The following is a 25,070-nucleotide window of genomic DNA, read 5'->3' as shown; positions in this document are numbered from 1 at the left end:
ATGAGTTCTAAGATTGAAATTGAAACCGACGATCTAGGTCGCAAGCGGGCAATTGAACCTTGTCTGGAACCTTGTCCAATCGAACGCGGAATGAGGCTTATAGGTGGAAAATGGAAAGGATCTATTCTTTGGCATCTCAAGGATAAACCTGTACGGTTTGGCGATCTAGTTCGTCAACTGGGTGGAGCGAGTAAAAAAATAGTAACTCAGAGGTTAAGAGAGATGGAGAATGATGGTTTGGTTAAGCGCGAGGTCGTTAGTACAAGACCTTTTGTTGTCACCTACGAGACAACTGATTTTGGGAAAACAACACTTTCTTTTTTAGAAGAGTTGAAGCAATGGGCAGAAGAGCAAAATATCTAATATAGGGTGTGCTGAAAAAGTCTTTTAGTAGAGCTAGGAGACAGGAGACAGGAGACAGGAGTCAACCTACCCCTAACCCCTCCCCTCCCAACCCACCCCTAACCCCGACCGTGGAGGGGAGGGGAAGTCAGGAAAAATGGGAATTATAGAGGAGGTATTCGGAAAAATTGGATATAGTGATTTTTCTGCCATAATCGTCCCAAAATACTAGCTTTATGTAGCTCAAAAAGCTGAAAACAGGCGCACTTTTTTAGACCAAAAAATGCTTTAACCAATATCAGTCAATGCTTTGATATTTAATCAGCAAGCCCTATCTAATTTTTCTTATATCCCACATTCCGCAGTTCTCAATATATCTTTATATCTGTTTACATTCCCAAAATTTCTTGAACGATAAAATGTACTTACAGGAGTTGCGATCGCCAATATTCCTTGTTTTATGAGAATTTTAGTAACAAAAGTTTACATTTTGGATTTTGAGCTTGAATGGCTGAAACAATTGCTGGCTAAGGATATTAGCCGAAGTATAAAAGGTAGTGCGTCAAGGAAGTGTGGGAAGTGTGGGAAGTGTGGGAAGTGTGGGAAGTGTGGGAGGAATAATTGTACTTGTATCTTTTTGGGAAGTGTCTCTCACCCGTCCTAACTTTTTAGTCGCTCAAGCTAAAAAATTTGCACTACAACCGTATAAAATTTATTTATCAATTAAATGTTAAGAAGTGCGGAATGTGGGTTATATAAAAATTTGTAGGGATAGAATACTCATGTTCCTAGTTTTGGCAAGTTAACCAAATACTCTGCACAAATATTCCACCCCTACAAAATTTAATTCTACTCAACAGAGATGCTAGAGTCAGAACCTAAGTTATACCTTACGATAAGGTACCATACCCAGATTGATATTACCTAGATTAACTCGTGCTGATGTACCTTGAACATTAAGACCCCGTGCTAAGTCTAAATAAAGAGAAGGATCGCCTTCTTTTGGTTTCTTTTCTTGGGGAGTAAAGCGACGTAATTGATTTTGGTAAACTATTTGAGGGAAACCAAGAATAGTCCGATAGTAGAAACCATAACGAGGTGTCTTTAGGTTAAAAGGAGTTTCTCCTCCGTCCCTTTGGGGTATAACCCGACGACGCTGGTAAGGTACAGTATCAAAACCAAAGTTGTCGAGGTATTCCTCGCTATCAAGCAACTCATCAATGAAACCTTCAATACCCTTGGTCGCTACAACGATAGACCAAGCAATTTTTTCCCTTTCGCTGTAAACATCACGACCTAAAACTCGTTGAACACATAACTCAACAAAGCGATAGTTGCTATTTGTCTCGTAGTTGTTACGACGGAATGGATCGGAAACTACCAAACCACGAATGAAATCTCGAACTGTAATTTGACCATCTTTGAGTTGAGATTCTAGGAAGATTTGGCGATCGCTCTTCAGAATCTGATGTTCGCTATAAATTTGGCGATAAGCTGCCCAAATTAACTCATCCCACTCTGAACCTGAAGGCAAAGATTCAGCTGAATAAATCATTGGTTGGTCATCACCAGGGATTTCATAACCTGCAACTCGTGAGTTTTGAGTGATAGGTTTGTATTCTAATAATGGAATCGCCACGTGAGAATCTCCTTAAAATATTAAAATTGATTTATCAAGTGTGGCCATAGCACACTAAACCTTGCTGCGATTCAAAAAATTGCATCATTGATATAATCTCTCGTTAAATCTCGCGATTATAACGGGAGATTCCCAAACCTCACGATTTAGGTTTACTGCTTGAGTGGCACTTATCTAGATTGTTTCCAACCCCCGACAGTACGCCAACGAGCGCCAATTTCTTGAACCACTATCTGCAAAGGCCAAAGTGACACCATTCTATCTCAATGGAGTGCTTATTGTTTGTTTGGTCGCGATTCATCTCCCGGTAAATTAGAGATTATACCAGAAGTCCTCTCGCTCCATTTTTGATAGCCAACCTTTAGATTAAGGGATTGAGGCAATCCAAGTCTCACTTTTATTAACTTACGCAACAATCTGTAACATTTTGATATCTATTTACTGACTTTGGGCATAATTTTATCCATCGCACTAGGCAAATAGGGGGCGGACTATAAATGCAGATGCAACCCCACGACGACAGTCGCATCTGGTAGCGCACCAAGCAGCTCAAAGTTAGTCAAGGATTACTTCTAACTTCTAACTTCTAACTTTTGACTTTTGACTTCTGACTTTTGACTTCTGAGTTGCGCTATATCTACCAGCCAAAAGCAGAATAAAACTGTGTAGTATTCTGTGAGGTTTCTACTTCAGAATCTGAGTTGCTTTCTTCTACTCGAACTTCTGTACAAAAAGTAGAAGTATTAAATCCACCAAACCGCTTCACTGCGCTAGTCCGCATCCTGATATTAGGGTTAGCAAACCAGAATCTTTCAATAGAACTCATAGTTTCATATTCTGTAATCAAATTTAGTCCATCTTCATCATCCATCTCAAAGCGTCCCACAACTGGCACAATTTCTGCATAGCCTCGTTCTCGCAACATTCTGCCTTTTCTAGGATTTTCTGGATCTGGAACAATCGCAAATACAGTGGACCCTTTGTGATTTTCATCATCTTTATCCCAGGCCATAGAACCATTCCAAGTCACAAAAGCGCCTCCAGTAGCCAAACTTGGGTCAATTTCGTGCATTTTACAGATTTCTAGTACTTTCGGATCTCCAGGACCCAAGCTGGTTACTTGAATATCTGAGCTGCCCATTTCTGCTTGTCTGAAGGCTAGATGATGGGTTGTTCGTTGCGATCGCCATTTACCAGCACTCTTTTGAAAAAATTCCATTGCATCCATTTGCCCTTCTCCATCTTTGAATTTTTAGGATATTAGTTCTAGCCTAATCATCATAATACTTCTAGCTTTTATTAATTTTATGTTAACTTTTGTCGAATAAATTAATTTTAAAATGTACATTATGGACAGAATGTCAAGCAAATGTTACGATAATTTACATAAGAGTAAAGACATCAACTTAACTGTGGCCTCAGTATATTGGCCAATATCTATGATCTAGATAAGTAAGGAGTAAACTATGGAAATGTCTAATAGCTTAACTATGGAGCAACAGTTCAAATTACAAGTTCTACGGGAGGAAGTGAAAGGCTTAAGTCGGGAAGAAGCTCAAGAATATTTAGTTGAAGTGTTGCGACAAACTATGGTTAAGGAGAATTTGTTTAAAAACTGGATGAAAGGCAAAATTTAACCGATGTTTCTGATTAAAAACAAGAATATATCGGTAATTAATAACTAACCCCACCCATCTACTAGATATGGGCGGGGTTTATACTTTTAATATCATGTTCGGTAGAACCGTTATAATATAGCGCTGTGCGCAGCTCATCTGGCAACAGGGTGAATAAAAAACCTATAATATAAGACTTTTAGCTATTGGACAGTTATTGCAATTTGTTTGTAACCCACATTCCGCACTTCAATTTGTAACATGAAAATTAGTATAAAATCCGTAGCTTGCTTAAGTATTTATACTATATAAATTATCTTCATTTACCTTTATCAGGAGTCAAATTCTCAGTTAAATATTAAGCATAAATACTTACTAAATTGTTGATTTTTATTGACCACTATAATTTTCTTCTGACTTCTGACTTTTGACTTTTGACTTTTGACTTTTGACTTTTGACTTACCTTCTTCTATTGCATAATCTTTTGCAAAGACTTTAACCCTTTCTTCATTCTTCGAGAAACAGTAACAGCACTAATACCCATCCGCTCGGCGGTTTCCTTCTGAGTCAAGTCACAGAGAAAAACAAACTCCAAAACTTTACGAGTACCTTCTTCTAGTTTGGCCAGGGCTTGCTGTAAACGAATTTGGTCTTCTTGAGCTAACTGAAAACTACGATACTGACTATCTGGAACTAATTCTCCTAAACAAGTGGTTCCATTTATTTCATCTTGAACTGGAGCATCTAAACTCAGAGGAGCGCGGTTACGACAAGCTAATTGAATTTCCTGCCACTGTTCCAAAGAAATATCTAATGCAGAGGCCACTTCTAAATCTGTAGGTTTCCGTTTTAACTTCACTCGGAGGTCTTGTATAACTTTTGTGGCCTGCCGATCCATAGCTAGCCAATTTCTAGGAATGCGTACAGAAGGACTTTTATCTCTTAGATAATGCTGAATTTCGCCCCGGATATAAGGAGTAGCAAAAGAACTAAAGGCTCGTCCCTTCGATATATCAAATCTCTCAATTGCTCTAATTAATCCAATACAGCCTACTTGGAGTAAATCGTCATATGTTTCGGTACACCTATTCAACCAATGGTAAACTTCTTTTCTGACAAGTCCAACATTAAGTTTAACTAATTGGTTGCGGAGATGATGAGAAGGGGACTGTTGATATTGACGCAACAGTTCCAGGTTTTCACTTTTTAGTTCTTGAGTGATAGTGGTAGACATAGGTATATTACGATTCTGATAGAAACCTACTGATGGTAAATCACATACGCACTATTTTTACACATCATAATACTTATAGTTATAGATATATACAATAATTGCCGTGACTATTGGAATCTTGGAGTGTGATATTAGACACAGTTGATTTATAAGAGTTTGAATTATGGCCTAAGACTTTTTATCTACAGTATTGCAATTGATTGTTTTATTAGGTAGTTACTTGATTAACTTGATTAAGTATCATAAATATTCAACACAAATATAGTCATATATAGTTATATGTAGTCTTTTGTCTCCAGAAATTAGAGCAACTATTGACATAATCTAACAATATCTGTGATAATAGAAAACCAAATAGTCCCAAGAATCAACGATCTGAGTTCAATAGGGTGAAATTCCTGGACTGACACGCTACCTCTAGACACATCAGAACCTACGTCCAAGCCTCTGTATTATGACCAAGTAGAAATTGAATCAGGGAGATAATCATGCAAAGAAGAAAAGAAAAAGTAGTCCCAAATGCTTTTAGCTATGGGATAGAGGGTGTTGTAGTTCACCCAGTCATGGTAACACCTGCAAAATAAGGATGTGTCATATTTGACTATATTTTTATGAACTATAAATATGTTTAATAATAATCATAATTATGACTTACGCATAACCACAACTTATGGTGGGGGTTAACGGCTGTTAACCCCTAAACTGTCTTTAACTACAAATGGCGTATAATTTTGTCTTTTGCATAAATCCTGAATAATATTTACAGAATAATTAAGGTTTAAAGCCTCTCATGAGCAAGGAGAAACTCTACTACCTGAATTTAAGAAAAAAGCATTTTTTAAGTTAAAGGAAACGATCGCTTATCTTCACAAACCTTCGATTTTTATTGGGTAGGGTCTTTAATCAAATAAGTTGCACAAACAATTTAATTTCAGACCCAATATCTAGCTTAAGAAGCTACATCTACCCTACCGTAAAAAGTACCACCAATTTTAACTTCTACAGCCTCCTTAGCGCCCAAGTCTGTATCAGAAGGCTGAATTGCTTCAAAGATACCAGCAATTTCACCAGTTTCGCTGTCTACTTTAGAAATTCTCAGGGAAATTTCACCAGCTTTGAGACTGGTATCTGCAAACTTGACATTAGCTTTACTAAACTCTGTATCATCTGCACGATTTGGTAAAGCTACTGCATTATCATATCCTGCAGTAACACCACGACCCTTTGGATCTAGGAAGCTAGAACCTCGATAGGAAGGAACATTATAGATACCCTCAAAATCGATAGAGGTATTAATAGCAGAAACACCAGGCTGACTTTTAGCAATAAGTCCTTTGACGGTAAATAGAAAAGGTACTTCCTCACCACCTGGTAAGAGAACAGTTATAGCCTGAAAATCTATACCATACTGCTCCTTAAATGTCAATGCATTATCTTGATCAAAGATCAGATCCCCTGTTACTTGGTCTAAGCTAGAAGTATATCGTGTCAATTTTCTTCCTTCTACAAATTCTGCTTTCTGGCGTTTGTTAGTAGGTTCTTCCTTGACAAAATATTCAGTTGGCTGTATGCACAAATCTGTCAAAATATAAGAGCTATCGCGGTCAAGGGCAATGGAACCACGAGCTGTTTCTGGTAACTCAGGACAGTTGTTAGCCAAACCAGTATTGACAATGTCATCATATGTAAGTGTTTGACTGCTACCTGGACCTTCTGAGCAAGCGGTCAAAAAACTCAAACACACAGCTAATAGTGCAGCAATTAAAGTGCGATACCTCATTGTTAACCTCAAGATTTAATATTCAACAATCAACATTGCTACTGCGTTTTGTGTTTACGCAGTATAAATAATCCAATTTTAGATTTTTGATTTTATCGGAATTTAGGGTAATGGAATCATAGTTGTACTTCACCCTCTAAAGTGGCTTTTGCCAAAGTAAATTTTCTATACTCTGTTAGCATTGATAGGTGTTTAAACTCATGTACATAAGCCCAGTTCCTGAAAAAAGGACAGTAATTCAAAGCATATTTATCTTTGTATTAATCCAAAATAGTATTTTACATTGCTTGTTACTTTATTCCTAAGCCAGTTATTTGACTACTCCCCTGGACTCTCTACCGAGGGGATTCTAAGTAGATACTACGCAACACCGATAAATCCGTGTTGCTCCATCTATTCTTAGCTGACCAAAGATACACTCTCTGGGGACAAGTCAAAGTGCCCCTACACAGTCGGCTTAAGTCTAAACCTAGCTTTCTGCTTACTTTTGTGATGATGTTTGCAGCCCCATTACAATCTGCATTCACGAAACAATTATTACCACTCCTATACAAACCACGCTTTATTCTTTTTCCTGACGGTTTCCAATCATTGGGTTTCTCACCATAAATAGGCAGATCGTCACCATCTAAAAACGAAGCGATACTTGTATAACTTTCTTCGGTTTCTATGAATATTATTCCATATTCATAGCATAATTGAGCTATTCTTTCTTTGAGTCTAGCTGTGGGAATTGGTACAAATTCTGAATTACTTTTTTTTCCTAATTTGATTTCATTTTTCTGACCTTTATTCCAACCAAATACAATTGTACCAATAGAATTTTTTAAACAATGGTTAATGACTATTCTGGCTGCTTTATTTATACCGTCACGAATTTGGCGGTTACGTTTTTCAGTAATTGCAGCTAGTTTATTTGACCAAAATCCAGTCTGTTTATTTTCTTTAATAGTTGATACTTGTTTGTTGTACCAACGATTCATTGATTTGAGATGTTTACCATCCACAATCAAGCTAGTACCGACATTAGATACACAGGTCAACCAATTATTTACACCATGGTCTATTCCTAAGACATTATCTTGATTTAATTGAGGTTTAACTACTATTTCTTTTTCATAGACAAATTCCCAATAAAAACATTTGTTTCTCGGTAATATTCTCAGTTCTTTAATAGAAGCAAAGTTGAGATTACTCGGCTTATGAATATAAAAACAATCTAGACCAAACCAGCGCTTACAGGTATTACCTAGTGGAACTCTAATTTGATTATCTTTAAGTTTTAATGCTTGCTTGGGGTAACTAACTGTAGCCATTCCTCCTTTTTTTCTGTAGTTAGGAATTTTTGGTCTGTCTGATATTTTTCCTTCACTGTAGGCTTTTATTAAACCATAATAAGACCTAAATGATTCAGCTACAGTTATCAATATTTGTTGTGCTGCTTGTGAATATAAAACTTTATAGTGATTGTTCTTTTTGTAGACTTTTTCCAAGTCAAACTTGCCCAGAGTTTTGTAAGACTTAAAAAATAATTGCCGACCATAATATATTCCCATGTTAGTGAGCTTGTGAGACTGTTCACATAAGAATGTTAAAATAGCAATTAATTCGGGATTTTTACCTACTAAAACTTGCTGACAAGAGTACATTTGAAACGGGGATTGGAAATTTTATTGTGGGTAATAATAGCACAGGACCACTTTGGTTGTCTAGTCTAAACAACTCACTCGTTTTCATCCCCCGGGTTAAAACACAGGGGCCTTCAACGTTGCTTTTCAGTAAATTAAAATTGCATAAGTAAATATGCTTAAGGTAGAATATCGCTGTAACTAATTTCAAATCAAATTAATATCTAGAACAAGCAAGATATTTTTGAATTACCCATACGAGGACAAATTAATTTAGAGTCTGGTAGTTTATATGAATAGGAAAAACTAATTAAAATAATTTTTTGATGTTAATTGATAATTATGGATACAAATACAGACAATCAGTCAACACAATTACACAATGATTTACAATCATTGACACATTCACTCAGAGCTTTAGCAAAAAATCATCACGACGATCCAATGGCAATGTTGGCTATGCTACGAACTCTGGAAGGTTTACATCAAGAACTTAGAGAAGGTTTATTTCAACAAGCATTACCAGATAATCGTCAAGCACTCTACAATTTACTTAAAGATATTGAAGCGAAGGGAGGTTGGCCTTATATTCCCCGGTTAAGACTACGCTCTATTTTAGAAAATTGGTCTGATGAGGATTTATAACATTTCTTGGTCTGATGTAGATTCAGGTAAAGCTTGACTAATATCATCTATAAAGTCTTCTTCTGTAATTATTGAAGCTGGAACATTTACTAATACGGCTAATAATCTACCATTATCAATAGTAATTAATGTATCTCTGAAATTTAAACCTGTTCCCTGTTCAAAAGTTAAATCGCCAAAAGTTAAGTCACCATCTAAGGCCAAGAAATCTTCCAAAGGACTAAAATCATTAATTACATCAATATTACCTAATTCTCCAGGTAGGACAAATATATCGGAACCTTCGCCCCCGGTTAAGGTATCTTCTCCAGCATCTCCAAATAATATATCGTTGCCTCGATCGCCTAACAAAGAATCATTACCATCACTACCTTGAAGTGTATCATTATCCTTTCCACCAAATAATGTATCGTCACCAATACCACCAATAACTAAGTCATTATTCGCATCACCAAAGAGGGAGTCGTTTTCTTGTTCTCCAAAAATTGTATCATTACCCTTTCCACCACGAAGATTGTCCAAATTGTCTCCACCAAAAACTTGGTCGTTACCTCTATTACCGTTAATAAAATCGCTTCCATTAATTCCAAATAAAGTATCATCACCTGCTTCTCCAAATAGAGTATCATCACCACTACCTCCATCTAGAGAGTCATTACCATCACCACCAAAAAGAGAGTCATTTCCTATACTTCCATTTGCAATATCGTTTCCACTATCTCCAAATATTACATCATCATCAATATTTCCAAAGAGACTATCATTTCCTTGATTACCTCTTAATGTATCGTTACCATCTCCTCCAGTAACTAAATCAATTCCTTCATTACCAATGACTTCGTCATCTCCAGTCTGTCCAAATAAGGAGTCGTTGCCTTCTTCTCCTGCTAGAAAATCATTTCCCGGACCACCTTCAATACTATCATCTCCAGGACCGCCTAATGCTGAGTCGCGACCATCTTCTCCTTGTAATAAATCATTATCTTCACCACCACTTAAAAGGTCCGATCCAATACCACCAATAATTTCATCTTCTCCTTCTCCACCATCTTGAGTATCATCTCCTGCTTCACCAAAAATAGTATCATTTCCACCAAATCCTCCCATTAGGTCAGGTTCTGGAGAACCTATTAAGAGGTTATCGTTGTTATCTCCTGATATATTGGCCATATTTTAGATACTCCTATGTTACTAATAATTTGATTTTTGAATAAAGTCAGGTTTAAGTAGGTAGGTGAGAAAATTTATAAGTACGTCATAGTGACTGAAACGGAGTGGAAGGAAGCAATTTCAATGGTTTCGACTTCATCAAGATTTCGTTAGATAATGAGGTTTATTCGTACCTACCTACTTATAGAGCAATGCAAAAATGTTCTAAATTTTAGGATTACATTTTTTTGATATTTTGCATTGGGTTTTGGCGGTCTATGTCCCTCCTCTCCTTACCAAGTTACTTGTGACTGAAAACTTAAGTATTTTGTTTCCTGTTTATGTCAGCATTTAGCCTGTTTTGTGAATTCAAGTCTACATTAGTTGGATAGTTCAATAATTAATAATTGATAATGAATAATTGATAATGAATAATTGATAATTACCTCTCCCTAAAAGGAAGAGAATTGACTCAAAGGATTTTTTTTTACTTCTCCTGCAAAGGAAAGCTTTTAAACCTGAATTATTCGGTAAAGTTGGCTAATATGTTTTAAGTTTTACTGTGAAATTTAATTTAGTTCAAATTTTTAATACTAATTACAATTATATTTAGTTATGAACTTGAAGATTGATAGCCGAATACTTCCATAAAATTAAATTGTTAATTCTATAAGGTTATGGAATACAGAAATATTAGTTATGGAAGCTTGCTCAGGGAAAATCTTTAAAATTATTACTGCTATATATTTACCGAAAAATTGTGGTCTAAAGCTTCCCTTTTTAATTTAAGGGGATAAAAAGCGGTGTATCTTCGGAGCTTCCCGTAGGGTGGGATGGTGAGGAAACCTACGGGATATCAAATCGACCAAGAGAAAGATAATATTCCTTGTATTAAGTCTCCTTATTGCAAGAGGTACTGAAGTCTGAAGTTCCGATCTTATGAGGCTAACTGATAACTGATAACTGATAACTGAAATTACTTCTCTTGATTATAGGTTTACCAAGAAATTGTGGTCTAAAGCCTCCCCTTTTAAGGGGATAATAAATAAAAATTTTCCTGTTCGTCAATCAATTCTGTTTTAAAGGAGAGGTAATAATTAATTATTAATTATTAATTGTTGAAAATAGTCCCCTACTCTCCACACTCTCTCTACCATTACTATTGGGTAAAATCTAACCCTATGATCCCCCCCAATCCCCCGAGGATGCGGGGGGAGAGGTCTATATTTTCTTAAATTTATCCAGATTTTCAAGCTAGACGTGCTAGTAGGTTCCCTTAAGGAAAAATTGTGGTTTAAAGTCTCTCCTTTTAAGGGAATAATAAAGAAAAATTTTCCTGTTCGTCAATCAATTCCGTTTTAAAGGAGAGGTAATAATTAATAATTGATAATGGATAATTGATAATTACCTCGGGTTTTAACCGTTACGGAATTGAATATAAGGAAATATTATTTCTTTATTTCCCCGATCAAGGGGAGGCTTCAAGGCGCGAATTATTTAATTATTAATTGTTGAAAATAGTCCCCTACTCTCCACACTATCTCTACCATTACTATTGGGTAAAATCTAACCCTACGATCCTCATTGAATATAAGGAAATATTATTTCTTTATTTCCCCGATCAAGGGGAGGCTTCAAGGCGCGAATTATTTAATTATTAATTGTTGAAAATAGTCCCCTACTCTCCACACTATCTCTACCATTACTATTGGGTAAAATCTAACCCTACGATCCTCCCCAACCCCCCTTAGAAAGGAGGGAGAGTTCTATATTTTCTCAAATTTATCCAGATTTTCAAGCTAGACGTGCTAGTAGGTTCCCTTAAGGAAAAATTGTGGTTTAAAGTCTCTCCTTTTAAGGGAATAATAAAGAAAAATTTTCCTGTTCGTCAATCAATTCCGTTTTAAAGGAGAGGTAATAATTAATAATTGATAATGGATAATTGATAATTACCTCGGGTTTTAACCGTTACGGAATTGAATATAAGGAAATATTATTTCTTTATTTCCCCGATCAAGGGGAGGCTTCAAGGCGCGAATTATTTAATTATTAATTGTTGAAAATAGTCCCCTACTCTCCACACTATCTCTACCATTACTATTGGGTAAAATCTAACCCTATGACCCCCCCAACCCCCCGAGGATGCGGGGGGAGAGGTCTATATTTTCTCAAATTTATCCAGATTTTCAAGCTAGACGTGCTAGTAGGTTCCCTTAAGGAAAAATTGTGGTTTAAAGTCTCTCCTTTTAAGGGAATAATAAAGAAAAATTTTCCTGTTCGTCAATCAATTCCGTTTTAAAGGAGAGGTAATAATTAATAATTGATAATGGATAATTGATAATTACCTCGGGTTTTAACCGTTACGGAATTGAATATAAGGAAATATTATTTCTTTATTTCCCCGATCAAGGGAGGCTTCAAGGCGCGAATTATTTAATTATTAATTGTTGAAAATAGTCCCCTACTCTCCACACTATCTCTACCATTACTATTGGGTAAAATCTAACCCTACGATCCCCCCCCAACCCCCCCTTAGAAAGGAGGGAGAGGTCTATATTTTCTCAAATTTATCCACATTTTCAAGCTAGACGTGCTAGTAGGTTCCCTTAAGGAAAAATTGTGGTTTAAAGTCTCTCCTTTTAAGGGAATAATAAAGAAAAATTTTCCTGTTCGTCAATCAATTCTGTTTTAAAGGAGAGGTAATAATTAATAATTGATAATGGATAATTGATAATTACCTCGGGTTTTAACCGTTACGGAATTGAATATAAGGAAATATTATTTCTTTATTTCCCCGATCAAGGGGAGGCTTCAAGGCGCGAATTATTTAATTATTAATTGTTGAAAATAGTCCCCTACTCTCCACACTATCTCTACCATTACTATTGGGTAAAATCTAACCCTACGATCCCCCCCCAAACCCCCTTAGAAAGGAGGGAGAGGTCTATATTTTCTCAAATTTATCCAGATTTTCAAGCTAGACGTGCTAGTAGGTTCCCTTAAGGAAAAATTGTGGTTTAAAGTCTCTCCTTTTAAGGGGATAATAAATAAAAATTTTCCTGTTCGTCAATCAATTCTGTTTTAAAGGAGAGGTAATTGTTAATTATTAATTATTAATTGTTGAACGACTGCTTCCCTACCTGAATCTTGATTACTACTAAAATCTTATATCATGTCCGGTTGAATAGTTATAATTAGAGCTTGTAGTAGGGCTAAAGTCCTAAAATAGATATAGATATTTTATGGGCTAGAGCAAAACTACAAACAAAAACTTTTAAACTTGTATCAGTTATAATACTTGATGTTTTTTCTACACTTTAATCCTCAGTTTCGCCAAACTATCAAATAATTTTTTGACTTTGACTAAATCTTTATCTCCGGGGGCTATTTCTACTCCACTAGATAAGTCTATACCACAGAATTTATGATTAGATTCAATGATTAATTGTTGAATTGGTACTGTGACATTTTCTGGTGTTAAACCACCTGCTAAAAACCATGGAAAAGTGGGATAAAAATCTTTAATAATTTTCCAATCTAAGGTTTGACCAGTGCCTCCTAATTTATCTGGATGATAAGCATCTAGGAGTAAAGTATCGACATAATTTTCATAACTATTTACTGTTGTTAAATCTTGAGGAGATTTGATTCTGAATGCTTTAATTATTTCTATATTATCTGGTATTGATTGACGTAATTGATGACAAAATTCTGGAGATTCGTCTCCATGTAGTTGTATACCTGTTAATTGGGTCTGAATAATTATTTCCGATAAGAAATCAATTTCTGAGTTAACAAATACTCCGATTTTATCAATATTTTTTGGTAGTTGAACAACGATATTTCTGATTTTTTCTGGAGTAATATACCGAGGCGATGTTGGAACACAGATAAATCCTAAAGCTGTTGCTCCCATTTGAGCGATCGCTTGTCCTTGCTCTAGTTTTGTAATTCCACAAATTTTTACGCGCATTAATTTTACCTGCTAAGAGCTTAATTGTGCATTTTTGTATTAAAACTTAAGGTTATTGTTAATTATTAAAACAAATTATAGCTTCTTACTAAAATTTCTTGATAATTTGCAAAACATAAATTGATTAAATCAAACATTTAAGGCAAATAGCCAAATTTTTGTAATTTAAGGAGATAAAAACTTGATTTACTCTTGCTTAATTTTAGCAGCACAATCTCAACCCCTCTCTGCACAGTGGTCTCCAAAAGTAGCAATTGTAATGATAACCTGCAACCTAGTGGCAATTGTAATTGGTTACTATGCTATTTCAAAGAACAATCGTGGACAAGGGCCTGATTTACCAGTATCATTACCAGCTATTTTTACTGGGTTTGGCGTACCAGAATTGTTAGCTACTACTAGCTTTGGTCATATTTTAGGAGCAGGAATAATTTTAGGGCTTGGTAGTGCTGGTATGCTATAGATATAACCTGATTTTAGTTACAAGTATAGGGGGTATTCTTTTCACACAGAAGAGATACCCCCATTTTTGATTTTCTAATAAAAGAAGGAAGAAGGAAGAAAGAAGAAGGAAGAAAAAAGAAGGACTGAAAGACCGAAAAAGTGGATGGGGATACTCATTTCAGTTATCAGTTATCAGTTATCAGTTATCAGTACCTCTAGTTAAAGTAAAGTGAATTGAAATATTGAACTTGATTTTCTCTTGGTCCATTGGATATGGCGAGGAGACCCGCTCTTGACATAGCCGCTCCGCTTTATATGTTGCGTAGCAAAACGCCATCTCTCGACCGCTTTTTAATCCTCTTCAAAGGGGAGGTTATTAACCTGATTTTTTGGTCAACGACCTACCACTTCGTGTCTTATAACCCCAAGCAATTTTAAATACCATGTAGGCGGCAGAGTATTATACCAATTTGATAAATATTTGCTACATTTTATTGAGTGGGAGAGCGTGGGAGTAGGGGAGTAGGGGAGTGGGGGAGTAGTAAACATAAGAATAATTAATATTAAATGAGCTGCTAATTATCAAAAAAGTGATTTAACCTGTTTTAATTACTTAATAACTGAAGTGTCGCCTAAGTATCGCATTACTTTTGGGAATTGTTATTAAATATATAGTAATTTCATTTGAGTTGCGTAAAAACCTGGTCGCTTTTAGCCAACAAGCAACAAGCAAAAGGTAAGAAGGTTTGCCGGACTTTTTACTGTTAGTAAATAACCAACTCTTGTTTGACATTTCATTTAAAAAAGCTATAGCATTATTTTTTCAAATTGGTATTAAACCAAAAAATAAAAAGATAAATTATATAGACTAGAACAAGTAAAAGTTTAAATAAATAATCAAATAAAACTTCATGCAGTCAGATTTGCGAATTGGCAATTTATTTGGTATCCCTTTATTTTTGGATTCTTCATGGTTCGTAATTTTACTGTGGATAACATATATTAATAGGCAAGACTATCAAGAGTGGGGGTTATTTTTAGCTTGTGGAGCTGGATTAATAATTGCTCTACTAATGTTTTTTTCTGTATTATTACACGAATTAGCTCATAGTTTAGTTGCTATTTCTCAAGGTATTAAAGTTAATTCTATCAGGTTATTTTTGTTTGGTGGAATTGCTGGAATAGACCGAGAATATCGAACTCCTGGAGAAGCTTTTCAAGTGGCGATCGCTGGACCTTTAGTGAGTTTGGTTTTGTTTTTTTTATTGGGTTTAACTAGCCTTTTTTTTTCTACATCAAGCTTGGTTGGTGAACTAATAAATCGGGTAGCAGAAATTAATCTGATTTTAGCTATTTTTAATCTGATGCCTGGTTTACCTTTAGATGGCGGACAAGTATTAAAAGCTGCTATTTGGAAAATAACTGGTAGTCGTTTTGTTGGGGTAAGATGGGCGGCTAAAAGTGGTCAAGGTTTAGGATGGTTAGGAATTATTTTGGGGTCAGTTTTAGTGCTAGTAACTCAGAATTATGGTGGTTTTTTGCTGGCTTTAATTGGTTGGTTTGCTCTGCGTAATGCCAAATTTTATCATCGGATAATTGATTTACAAGAAGTGTTAATTAAAATTAAATCTGTAGAAGTAATGACGCGAGATTTTCGTGTGGTAGATGCAAATTTGACTTTGAGTCAATTCTCAGATAAATATTTTTTGAAAAGTTCTAAATTTTCTATTTATTTTGCTGCTAGTCAGGGTCGTTATCTTGGTTTAGTTTCTTCTGATGCTATTGATTTTATTGAACGGAGTTATTGGGATACTCAAACTTTAAGGATGATTATATGTCCGCTAAATCAGATAGTTACTGTTTCGGAGAAAGCTAATTTAGTGGAAGTTATTAATAGTATGGAATTTCATCAGCAAAAACATATAACTGTTCTTTCTCCTGCTGGAGCAGTGGCAGGTATAATAGACCGGGGTGATATTGTTCGGGCAATAAATAGATACTTAAAATTGAAGATTTCAGAGGCAGAAATTAAGCGTATTAAAACAGAAGGTTGTTATCCTCCAGAAATGAAATTAGAAGCGATCGCTAAGGCTACTTATCTATCAAATTTAAAGTAGAAGAAGGAGGAAGGAAGAAGGAAGAGGGAAGAAGTAAGAAGGAAGAAGGAAGGAAAAATCTGGTTTTTTCTGAGTTTTAAACTGTGGAAATTGATCAAGAATAATTAGTCATTGAGGATGCAGAAGATATAAATATTTCTAAGATTTTGGCAATTTTAAGTGAGTCAATTCAAGGATTGAATATTTTTTAAATTGTATAGCGAAGGTAAAGAAGAAGGAAGAAGTAAGAAGGAAGAGGGAAGAAGTAAGAAGGAAGAAGGAAGAGGGAAGAGGGAAGAAGTAAGAAGGTAAGAAAAATCTGGTTTTTTATGAGTTTTAAACTGTTGATATTTCCGGGTATTTTGCTTCGACTGCTATATAATTTCTATAATCACAGGAACAAGGAAGAAGGAAAAGGGAAGAGGTAGAAAAAATCTGGTTTTTTCTGAGTTTTAAACTGTGGAAATTGATCGAGAATAATTAGTCATTGAGGATGCAGAAGATATAAATATTTCTAAGATTTTGGCAATTTTAAGTGAGTCAATTCAAGGATTGAATATTTTTTAAATTGTATAGCGAAGGTAAGGAAGAAGGAAGGGGGAAGAAGGAAGAAGGTAGAAGGTAGAGGCAGGAAAGGAAGGCTTAAGAGCAAGAAAGAAAACTTAAATTTCTTATATATATTCATGCTTGGGTTTACACAAACGCACCTCAAGGGACATGATATTGTACCAATTTGAAAAAAGAATACTACGAATAATAAGGGCGATAAAAAGACTTTACAGAAGATGTTCGTTTGACAAAAAAAGAGAATTTCCCATCTCACTAAAAACTGGTGTTTAAGTCATTTATTCTAACTTCTAACTTTTGAGTTTTAACTTCTGAATTCTAACTTCTGACTTCTAACTTCCGAGGATATCCCTGTGACAAAAAAGAGAATTTCCCATCTCACTAAAAACTGGTGTTTCAGCCATTTATTCTGACTTCTAACTTCTAACTTCTGACTTCCGAGGATATCCCTGTAACAAAAAAGAGAATTTCCCATCTCACTAAAAACTGGTGTTTAAGTCATTTATTCTGACTTCTAACTTTTGAGTTTTAACTTCTGACTTCTAACTTCTAACTTCTGACTTCCGAGGATATCCCTGTGACAAAAAAGAGAATTTCCCATCTCACTAAAAACTGGTGTTTAAGTCATTTATTCTGACTTCTAACTTTTGAGTTTTAACTTCTGACTTCTAACTTCTAACTTCTGACTTCTAAAGATATCCCTGTGACAAAAAAAGAGAATTTCTCACCTCACTAAAAACTGGTGTTTCAGCCATTTATTCTGACTTCTAACTTCTAACTTCTGAGTTCCGAGGATATCCCTGTAACAAAAAAAGAGAATTTCCCATCTCACTAAAAACTGGTGTTTAAGTCATTTATTCTGACTTCTAACTTTTGAGTTTTAACTTCTGACTTCTAACTTCTAACTTCTGACTTCTAAAGATATCCCTGTGACAAAAAAAGAGAATTTCTCACCTCACTAAAAACTGGTGTTTCAGCCATTTATTCTGACTTCTAACTTTTGAGTTTTAACTTCTGAATTCTAACTTCTGAATTCTAACTTCCGAGGATATCCCTGTGACAAAAAAGAGAATTTCCCATCTCACTAAAAACTGGTGTTTCAGCCATTTATTCTGACTTCTAACTTTTGAGTTTTAACTTCTGACTTCTAACTTCTAACTTCTGACTTCTAAAGATATCCCTGTGACAAAAAAGAGAATTTCCCATCTCACTAAAAACTGGTGTTTCAGCCATTTATTCTGACTTCTAACTTCTAACTTCTGACTTCCGAGGATATCCCTGTAACAAAAAAGAGAATTTCCCATCTCACTAAAAACTGGTGTTTAAGTCATTTATTCTGACTTCTAACTTTTGAGTTTTAACTTCTGAATTCTAACTTCTGAATTCTAACTTCCGAGGATATCCCTGTGACAAAAAAGAGAATTTCCCATCTCACTAAAAACTGGTGTTTCAGCCATTTATTCTGACTTCTAACTTCTAACTTCTGACTTCCGAGGATATCCCTGTAACAAAAAAAGAGAATTTCCCATCTCACTAAAAACTGGTGTTTAAGTCATTTATTCTGACTTCTAACTTTTGAGTTTTAACTTCTGACTTCTAACTTCTGACTTCTGACTTCTAAAGATATCCCTGTAACAAAAAAAGAGAATTTCCCATCTCACTAAAAACTGGTGTTTAAGTCATTTATTCTGACTTCTAACTTTTGAGTTTTAACTTCTGACTTCTAACTTCTAACTTCTGACTTCTAAAGATATCCCTGTGACAAAAAAAGAGAATTTCCCATCTCACTAAAAACTGGTGTTTCAGCCATTTATTCTGACTTCTAACTTTTGAGTTTTAACTTCTGACTTCTAACTTCTAACTTCTGAGTTTCGAGGATATCCCTGTGACAAAAAAAGAGAATTTCTCACCTCACTAAAAACTGGTATTTCAGCCATTTATTCTGACTTCTAACTTTTGAGTTTTAACTTCTGACTTCTAACTTCTAACTTCTGACTTCTAAAGATATCCCTGTGACAAAAAGAGAATTTCCCATCTCACTAAAAACTGGTGTTTCAGCCATTTATTCTGACTTCTAACTTCTAACTTCTGAGTTCCGAGGATATCCCTGTGACAAAAAAAGAGAATTTCCCATCTCACTAAAAACTGGTGTTTCAGCCATTTATTCTGACTTCTAACTTTTGAGTTTTAACTTCTGACTTCTAACTTCTAACTTCTGAGTTTCGAGGATATCCCTGTGACAAAAAAGAGAATTTCCCATCTCACTAAAAACTGGTGTTTCAGCCATTTATTCTGACTTCTAACTTTTGAGTTTTAACTTCTGACTTCTAACTTCTAACTTCTGACTTCTAAAGATATCCCTGTGACAAAAAAGAGAATTTCCCATCTCACTAAAAACTGGTGTTTCAGCCATTTATTCTGACTTCTAACTTTTGAGTTTTAACTTCTGACTTCTAACTTCTAACTTCTGACTTCTAAAGATATCCCTGTGACAAAAAAGAGAATTTCTCACCTCACTAAAAACTGGTGTTTCAGCCATTTATTCTGACTTCTAACTTTTGAGTTTTAACTTCTGACTTCTAACTTCTAACTTCTGACTTCTAAAGATATCCCTGTGACAAAAAAAAGAGAATTTCTCACCTCACTAAAAACTGGTGTTTCAGCCATTTATTCTGACTTATAACTTCTAACTTTTGAATTTTAAGTTCTAACTTCTAACTTTTGACTTTTGACTTTTGACTTTTGAATTTTAAGTTCTAACTTTTGACTTTTGACTTTTGACTTTTGAATTCTAATCACTTTTTCCCTAACAACCAATAAGTGACCATTTTACCTCTACCTTTAACTGAAGTTAAACCTCTTTCCTGAAAAATATATTTATCTTTTAATAGCTCATAAGTAGTAGCTGTAACTTGAATTTTTCCAGCTTTTCCAGAAGACTCCATTCTCGAAGCTACATTCACAGAATCTCCCCACAAATCATAAATAAACTTCTTTGTACCAATTACACCTGCTACTACTGGTCCAGTATTAATACCAATTCTAATTTGAAATTTATCGCCCATATCTGTTTGAAACTTATCAACTTCTTGCTGCATATCTAATGCCATATTAGCGATCGCTTCTGCATGATTTTCTTGGGGTACTGGCAACCCACCTGCTACCATATAAGCATCGCCAATAGTCTTAATTTTTTCTAAACCATAAAATTCAGCTAGATAGTCAAATTTAGAAAAATTTGATTGAGCAGATTAACTAATTCTATTGGAGAAACCCTCGCAGCAATAGGAGTAAAACCGACTATATCAGAAAATAAAATTGTAGCTTTTTCAAAATAATCAGCTATTGCACTGGTATCCTCTTTTAATCTAAATGCAATAGGTTCAGGTAAAATATTCATTAGTAGACGCTCAGACTTTTCTTGTTCTGCGCGTAATGCTGCCTCTGCTTGTTTGCGAAGAGTAATATCTTCTACAGTACCTTCATAGTAAAGAATTTCTCCATTAGCATCCCGTACAGCACGAGCTTTTTCAGACATCCAAATAATACTACCATCATAACGATAAATCTGTGATTCAAAATTTGATACTTCCTCATATTTATTAATAGTATCAATAAATTCTTGCCGACGATTAGGATTAACATATAACTGTTCTGCAATATTCCTCATACTAGCAATTAATTCTGAACAATCAGAGTAACCATACATTTTGGCCAAAGCTGGATTAGCACTTAAGAAAAAACCATCAGGTGTAGTTTGAAAAATACCCTCAATTGAATTTTCAAATATACTACGATATTTTGCTTCAGCTGTTCGTAATGCTTCTGCTGCTTCCTTCCGTTCTGTAATATCATTAACTATTGAAAGTAAACAAAGTTGCCCATCAAGAAAAACAACTTCTCCTGATAATAAACCAATTCTAACTTGTCCTGACTTTAGCCTCAAACTAATTTCTTGATTGCGAATTCTGCCCTGAGTTTCTAATATTTTATAAATATTACTTCGCTCTTCAATATTTACCCATAAATTTAATTCTATTCCCGTTTTACCAATAACTTCTTCGCGACTATAACCTGCGATATCCAGAAAACTATCATTAACTTCAATTATCCTATTATCTGAAAGTTTACTAATAGTAATTAATTCTGGACTTGCCTGAAAAGCTAAAGCAAATTTTTCTTCTGACTGACGCAGTGCCGCAGTTCTTTCTTCCACTCGTTGTTCTAGTTCAGCATTTGTCTTTTCTAAATTAGCAAATGATTGTTGTAATTGTTTTGCCATTAAATTAAAAGATTCTGCTAAAATTTCTAGTTCATTTACTGCTTTTATTTCAACTATTCGATCGAATTTTCCACTAGCAATTTCTCTACTAGCAGCACTTAAACGCATGACAGGATAACTAATCCAACGAGAAGTCAAAACTCCGATTACTGTTGCTACGAATAAAGCTATTAAACACAGTCTAATTGTGGTACGAGTGTTAACATTAATTTGCTCCATAAAATCTTCTTCTGGAACCACAACTACAATTAGCCAGTCTAAATTTTCACCATCAGAAAAAGGTACTACTTGTAAAAATTGTCGCTTGCCATTGAGTATAAATTCCAATTGTTGAGATTGCTTGATTTTACTAAAGCCACCAAAATATTTTATTAAATAATTTGCTGTAGTACCAATTAGGCAATTATCAACATTTTCAGCTTTGATTCTTGTGACTTCTTCATCTTTCAAACTAAATGGTTTTTGAGAAGTAGAAGAAGCCACTAAAAATCCAGAACGTTCTATGATGAAAGTTTGTCCTGATTTACCTATTTTAAAACTTTGAAGAAATTCTCTGATGTGAGAAAGAACAAAATCAACTCCAACTACTCCTATTAACTCATTATCATCTTGATAAACAGGTTGAACCAAAGTAACTTTCAATCTTAGCTCTTTAAAGTCAGCATAAATATCACTCCAGGTTGGTTTTTTTGCCTCTACTGCATTTTTGTACCAAGGTCTAATTCTGGGGTCATAATCATTGCCAATTTCTAATAATTCTGTAGGTTTTCCTTGATTATCAATACCAAGGCTATGAAATTTACCTTTCGTAGACTTACCTGCTCTACCAATTTGCCATTGATTATTATTTTGAAATCCTAAACCAATAAATTCTCCTTGAGCGCTACCAAAATAAATAGCAGAAATATTAACCGAATCAAACAAAAATCTTTGTCGCCAAAATTGCTGAGTTAAACTAGCCGTATCCTGAATATTCAAATGACCTAAATTAATAGCATCCCAATTAATTTGAGCAATAACCTTTGGTGCTTCTAAATAATCTTTTAATCTTTCTTGAATACGAGTACTAACTTCATTTCTTAATTGAGTTGTTACTTCATTAACAGCTTGCTGGCCATTGCGTAGAGATAGCCATCCTGTTAAACCTACAGCCCCAAAAATCTGAACCACAAATGGTACTATTAGAATAGCTCGTAGAGGTATATGACTGCTCACTTTGATACGGGGGAATAGTGATTTCAGAAACATTGTGGTAGTCGGGCTTAAGGCCATATATTTCTATGAGAATTCTTTGATTAATTTGGCCAATTTTTGATAAATTAATTGAAATTTTTACCCCCCAGTTTTGCGATTGAAACTAACTTAACTTGAGCGCGTTTTCCTCTATAAAATTCTGAGCGATCGTAATTACTTAATTTGATTGTAATACTATAGGTTTATTACCGTAGCATATTCTTCTGTTATATTAATTGAAATTAATTGAAGCTTATCTAAATTTTTGTAAAATTCCCTAATATTTATTTAAAATTTTCATATTTATTTAAAATTTTAGTTATTTTATAAATAAATCTTAAAATCTTATTTTGTAAGCTATCAGCTATCAGCTATCAGCTATCAGCTATCAGCTATTAATTTATTATTTTTTGAGCAGGAATTAGTATTGATAGATTTAAGTATAATTAAAAGTATTGGAAAAAAACTGACGTTGATGAGGGAGAGTGTATATTCATTATTTATGAAAAATCTAAAAGCTGAGTGCTAATAGCTGAATGATTACCTTATTTTAATCTGTAGCAATCCTAAATTATTTGTAAAAAATATCAGGATATTTAGGGTTTGCGTATGGAAAGTCTTTTTGCTGGGGTAGGATACAACCCACCCCTAGCCCCTCCTGGGAGGGGAATACAGGAGAAATGGGAATTAGCGAGGAGGTAGGATTCATTAATTGATAATTGATAATTACCTCTGGTTAAAACCGTCCTTGATTGAATATAAGGAAATATTATTTCTTCTCTTGGTCGATTGGATATGGCGAGGAGACCTCGCCATCCCTCGACCACTTTTTTCCCCTTAAAAGAGGAGGCTTTAAACCAGAATTATTTAATAATTAATAATTAATAATTAATAATTCGGTAAGAATTATCCCAAGATTGTTCTGCCCAACTATGAGCCTAAAATACTAACTTTTTGAGCGTTTTAGACTGAAATAGGCACACTTTTTAAAGGCCCCAAAAAGGCACTTTTCTTTATATGTCAATGCTTTTAGATTTAATCAGCAGAGCAATAATTAGCCATAATCAAAATGTTCTTCTTTTGAGAGAGAATATTTTTTCGGTGCGGAATGCGGAGCAAAGAAATTTCCCCTACTCCCCCACTCCCCTACTCCCCCACTCCCTCACTCCCCTACTCCCCCACTTCCTACACTAGGGATTATAATCAAATTCAAGTATTTTTTGCACCCCTAACCAATCTCCGTTTGGAGTTTCTGCTACTTCAAAAATATAGCCAATATCCCAAAAACTCAGACTATAAATTTTTGGGTCGCCCAATTTATCAATGAAAAATTGACACAGTTTTCTGCTGTCTCCAGATTCATCGGAGCTAAATTCAAGGTCAGAATCTTCCACTATCAACATTTGAGCAGCTTGCAAAGCTTTTTCCACCGCTAATATTTTACTATCAGCGATTGCATAGACTATTTGATGTTCGTAAGTGTAGTCATAACCTCCACCATAATATCCATAAAGCGTAATAGGTGGAATTTCCGAGAGAATATTATCTATTTTCCTTTGTAAATCTAATGTTTTTGGGTTGAGAGAGTTAGTTTCTTTCAAGCCAATTTTTGGAGGTTCAAAATCGTAGTCGCTAACTTGATCTGGCACAATAGGTGACAGACAAAACCAGTCTCCATCTTCCGTTTTGCCAATCAGAATATAGAAACAAAAATCAGGATACCTCCTCTGCAAATGTTCAACAGTAGTAAGTCGGAACGCCTGCAAATCTGACAATTCTGCTTTCAAAAGTGTTAATAACTGTTGATAACGTTCGACTCGAAATGCTTCTATTTCTGCATTCCAATCATCATCTCGCTCATCTCTCAAAGGTGCATACTCCCAACTATCTCCAATTTGATTAGTAGGTGTACCCCAATGCTCCACATTTTGCCAATGAGCGAGATAGCTGCCGCTAGGCTCCGCCAACGCTACTTCCACATCTGTTAAATTGACACAACCTTCAGAACGCATCAAATTCCAGACGTTAAATTTTCCCCATTTTTCTGTATCCCAAAAGAATGGTCTTCTGGCTAAAATTTCTAAAGTTCCAAGTAATTTTTCTGTTTCAAGTTTCATAATTAATTTAGGTATTAGGTGGTATTGATTAACATCAGGACTTACGCACATAAACTAAATCCAATCAGGGCGTTTTGCTACCGCATAACTCCGTTAACGCTCCGCGACATGTAAAGCGGAGCTTTGCGGAGCGCAAATGCCATTTGCTTGGCATAACTATCGTTAACGCCCCTACATTTTGTTGATATCAAATCCGGTTAATTGCACATAGAATCCGGCTATATAATATCTGTTTATAATTTCTTAAATTACTCCAATATTAGACATCTCTTCCACCCATAGGGAGTAGGTATGGAGGGGGAAATAATTGATAATTTCTGTACG

The 25,070-nt window shown here is 35.0% G+C and carries 14 protein-coding genes and 2 pseudogenes; 6 read left to right on the top strand and 10 right to left on the bottom strand.

Annotated elements, in window-relative coordinates; genetic code table 11:
* Both SAGCYANO_RS10515 and SAGCYANO_RS10510 read left to right on the top strand, forming a co-directional pair.
* On the top strand, positions 1-363 hold the full coding sequence (locus tag SAGCYANO_RS10515; RefSeq protein WP_202220034.1) for a helix-turn-helix domain-containing protein: 363 nt from the start codon (positions 1-3) through the stop codon (positions 361-363).
* A gap of 536 nt (positions 364-899) precedes the next feature.
* Positions 900-1,076 carry a hypothetical protein gene (locus SAGCYANO_RS10510; RefSeq protein WP_202220033.1) on the top strand — a complete coding sequence of 59 codons (177 nt, stop codon included), beginning with the start codon at positions 900-902 and terminating at the stop codon, positions 1,074-1,076.
* 149 nt (positions 1,077-1,225) lie between these two features.
* Here SAGCYANO_RS10510 and SAGCYANO_RS10505 read toward each other — a convergent pair whose 3' ends face one another.
* Complete coding sequence (locus tag SAGCYANO_RS10505) at positions 1,226-1,981, bottom strand: phycobilisome rod-core linker polypeptide (protein ID WP_202220032.1); 756 nt, start codon at positions 1,979-1,981, stop codon at positions 1,226-1,228.
* Positions 1,982-2,618: 637 nt separating this feature from the next.
* Positions 2,619-3,209: a phycobiliprotein lyase gene (locus SAGCYANO_RS10500; protein ID WP_202220031.1), complete on the bottom strand. Its 591-nt coding sequence runs from the start codon at positions 3,207-3,209 to the stop codon at positions 2,619-2,621.
* A 238-nt stretch (positions 3,210-3,447) separates the two neighbouring features.
* On the opposite strand from SAGCYANO_RS10500, the gene SAGCYANO_RS10495 reads away from it, so the two are divergent.
* Positions 3,448-3,618 (top strand): NblA/ycf18 family protein, encoded by a 171-nt coding sequence (locus SAGCYANO_RS10495; RefSeq protein ID WP_202220030.1) that lies wholly within the window; start codon positions 3,448-3,450, stop codon positions 3,616-3,618.
* A gap of 449 nt (positions 3,619-4,067) precedes the next feature.
* Here SAGCYANO_RS10495 and SAGCYANO_RS10490 read toward each other — a convergent pair whose 3' ends face one another.
* The 3 genes from SAGCYANO_RS10490 to SAGCYANO_RS10480 all read right to left on the bottom strand — a co-directional run bounded on the left by SAGCYANO_RS10490 (position 4,068) and on the right by SAGCYANO_RS10480 (position 8,261).
* Positions 4,068-4,832 (bottom strand): RNA polymerase sigma factor SigF, encoded by a 765-nt coding sequence (locus tag SAGCYANO_RS10490; protein WP_202220029.1) that lies wholly within the window; start codon positions 4,830-4,832, stop codon positions 4,068-4,070.
* Positions 4,833-5,781: 949 nt separating this feature from the next.
* Positions 5,782-6,612 carry a photosystem II manganese-stabilizing polypeptide gene (locus SAGCYANO_RS10485; RefSeq protein WP_202220028.1) on the bottom strand — a complete coding sequence of 277 codons (831 nt, stop codon included), beginning with the start codon at positions 6,610-6,612 and terminating at the stop codon, positions 5,782-5,784.
* Between the two features lie 335 nt (positions 6,613-6,947).
* Positions 6,948-8,261 (bottom strand): RNA-guided endonuclease TnpB family protein, encoded by a 1,314-nt coding sequence (locus tag SAGCYANO_RS10480; RefSeq protein WP_202220027.1) that lies wholly within the window; start codon positions 8,259-8,261, stop codon positions 6,948-6,950.
* Positions 8,262-8,582: 321 nt separating this feature from the next.
* Between SAGCYANO_RS10480 and SAGCYANO_RS10475 the strand changes: the two genes are divergently transcribed.
* The gene (locus tag SAGCYANO_RS10475; protein ID WP_202220026.1) at positions 8,583-8,885 is read left to right on the top strand and encodes a hypothetical protein; all 303 of its coding nucleotides are present in this window, start codon (positions 8,583-8,585) and stop codon (positions 8,883-8,885) included.
* On the opposite strand, the gene SAGCYANO_RS10470 is transcribed toward SAGCYANO_RS10475, so the two are convergent.
* Entirely contained in the window at positions 8,880-10,055 is a 1,176-nt protein-coding gene (locus SAGCYANO_RS10470; RefSeq protein ID WP_202220025.1) for a calcium-binding protein, read from the bottom strand. The two genes, SAGCYANO_RS10475 and SAGCYANO_RS10470, sit on opposite strands and share 6 nt — an antisense overlap.
* A 3,289-nt stretch (positions 10,056-13,344) precedes the next feature.
* Positions 13,345-14,007, bottom strand: coding sequence for a phosphoribosylanthranilate isomerase (locus SAGCYANO_RS10465; protein ID WP_202220024.1), 663 nt, complete (start codon positions 14,005-14,007; stop codon positions 13,345-13,347).
* Between the two features lie 181 nt (positions 14,008-14,188).
* Between SAGCYANO_RS10465 and psaK the strand changes: the two genes are divergently transcribed.
* Positions 14,189-14,470 carry a photosystem I reaction center subunit PsaK gene (gene psaK, locus SAGCYANO_RS10460; RefSeq protein WP_202220023.1) on the top strand — a complete coding sequence of 94 codons (282 nt, stop codon included), beginning with the start codon at positions 14,189-14,191 and terminating at the stop codon, positions 14,468-14,470.
* A gap of 892 nt (positions 14,471-15,362) precedes the next feature.
* Positions 15,363-16,568: a site-2 protease family protein gene (locus SAGCYANO_RS10455; RefSeq protein ID WP_202220022.1), complete on the top strand. Its 1,206-nt coding sequence runs from the start codon at positions 15,363-15,365 to the stop codon at positions 16,566-16,568.
* Positions 16,569-19,909: 3,341 nt separating this feature from the next.
* On the opposite strand, the pseudogene SAGCYANO_RS49145 reads toward SAGCYANO_RS10455, so the two are convergent.
* The 3 genes and pseudogenes from SAGCYANO_RS49145 to SAGCYANO_RS10445 all read right to left on the bottom strand — a co-directional run.
* Positions 19,910-20,559 (bottom strand): annotated as a pseudogene (locus tag SAGCYANO_RS49145) (adenylate/guanylate cyclase domain-containing protein); the annotation flags it as partial.
* A gap of 48 nt (positions 20,560-20,607) precedes the next feature.
* Positions 20,608-22,644 (bottom strand): annotated as a pseudogene (locus tag SAGCYANO_RS49140) (PAS domain S-box protein); the annotation flags it as partial.
* 1,175 nt (positions 22,645-23,819) lie between these two features.
* Positions 23,820-24,746, bottom strand: a complete 927-nt coding sequence (locus SAGCYANO_RS10445; RefSeq protein WP_202220021.1) for a nuclease A inhibitor family protein — start codon at positions 24,744-24,746, stop codon at positions 23,820-23,822.
* Positions 24,747-25,070: the final 324 nt, after the last annotated feature.

Origin of the sequence: Okeania sp. KiyG1 (assembly GCF_014132355.1) — a bacterium.
Taxonomy (GTDB): Bacteria; Cyanobacteriota; Cyanobacteriia; order Cyanobacteriales; family Microcoleaceae; genus Okeania.
Note: the sequence above shows the minus strand (reverse complement) of the source record. Positions and strands in the feature narration are given on the sequence as shown.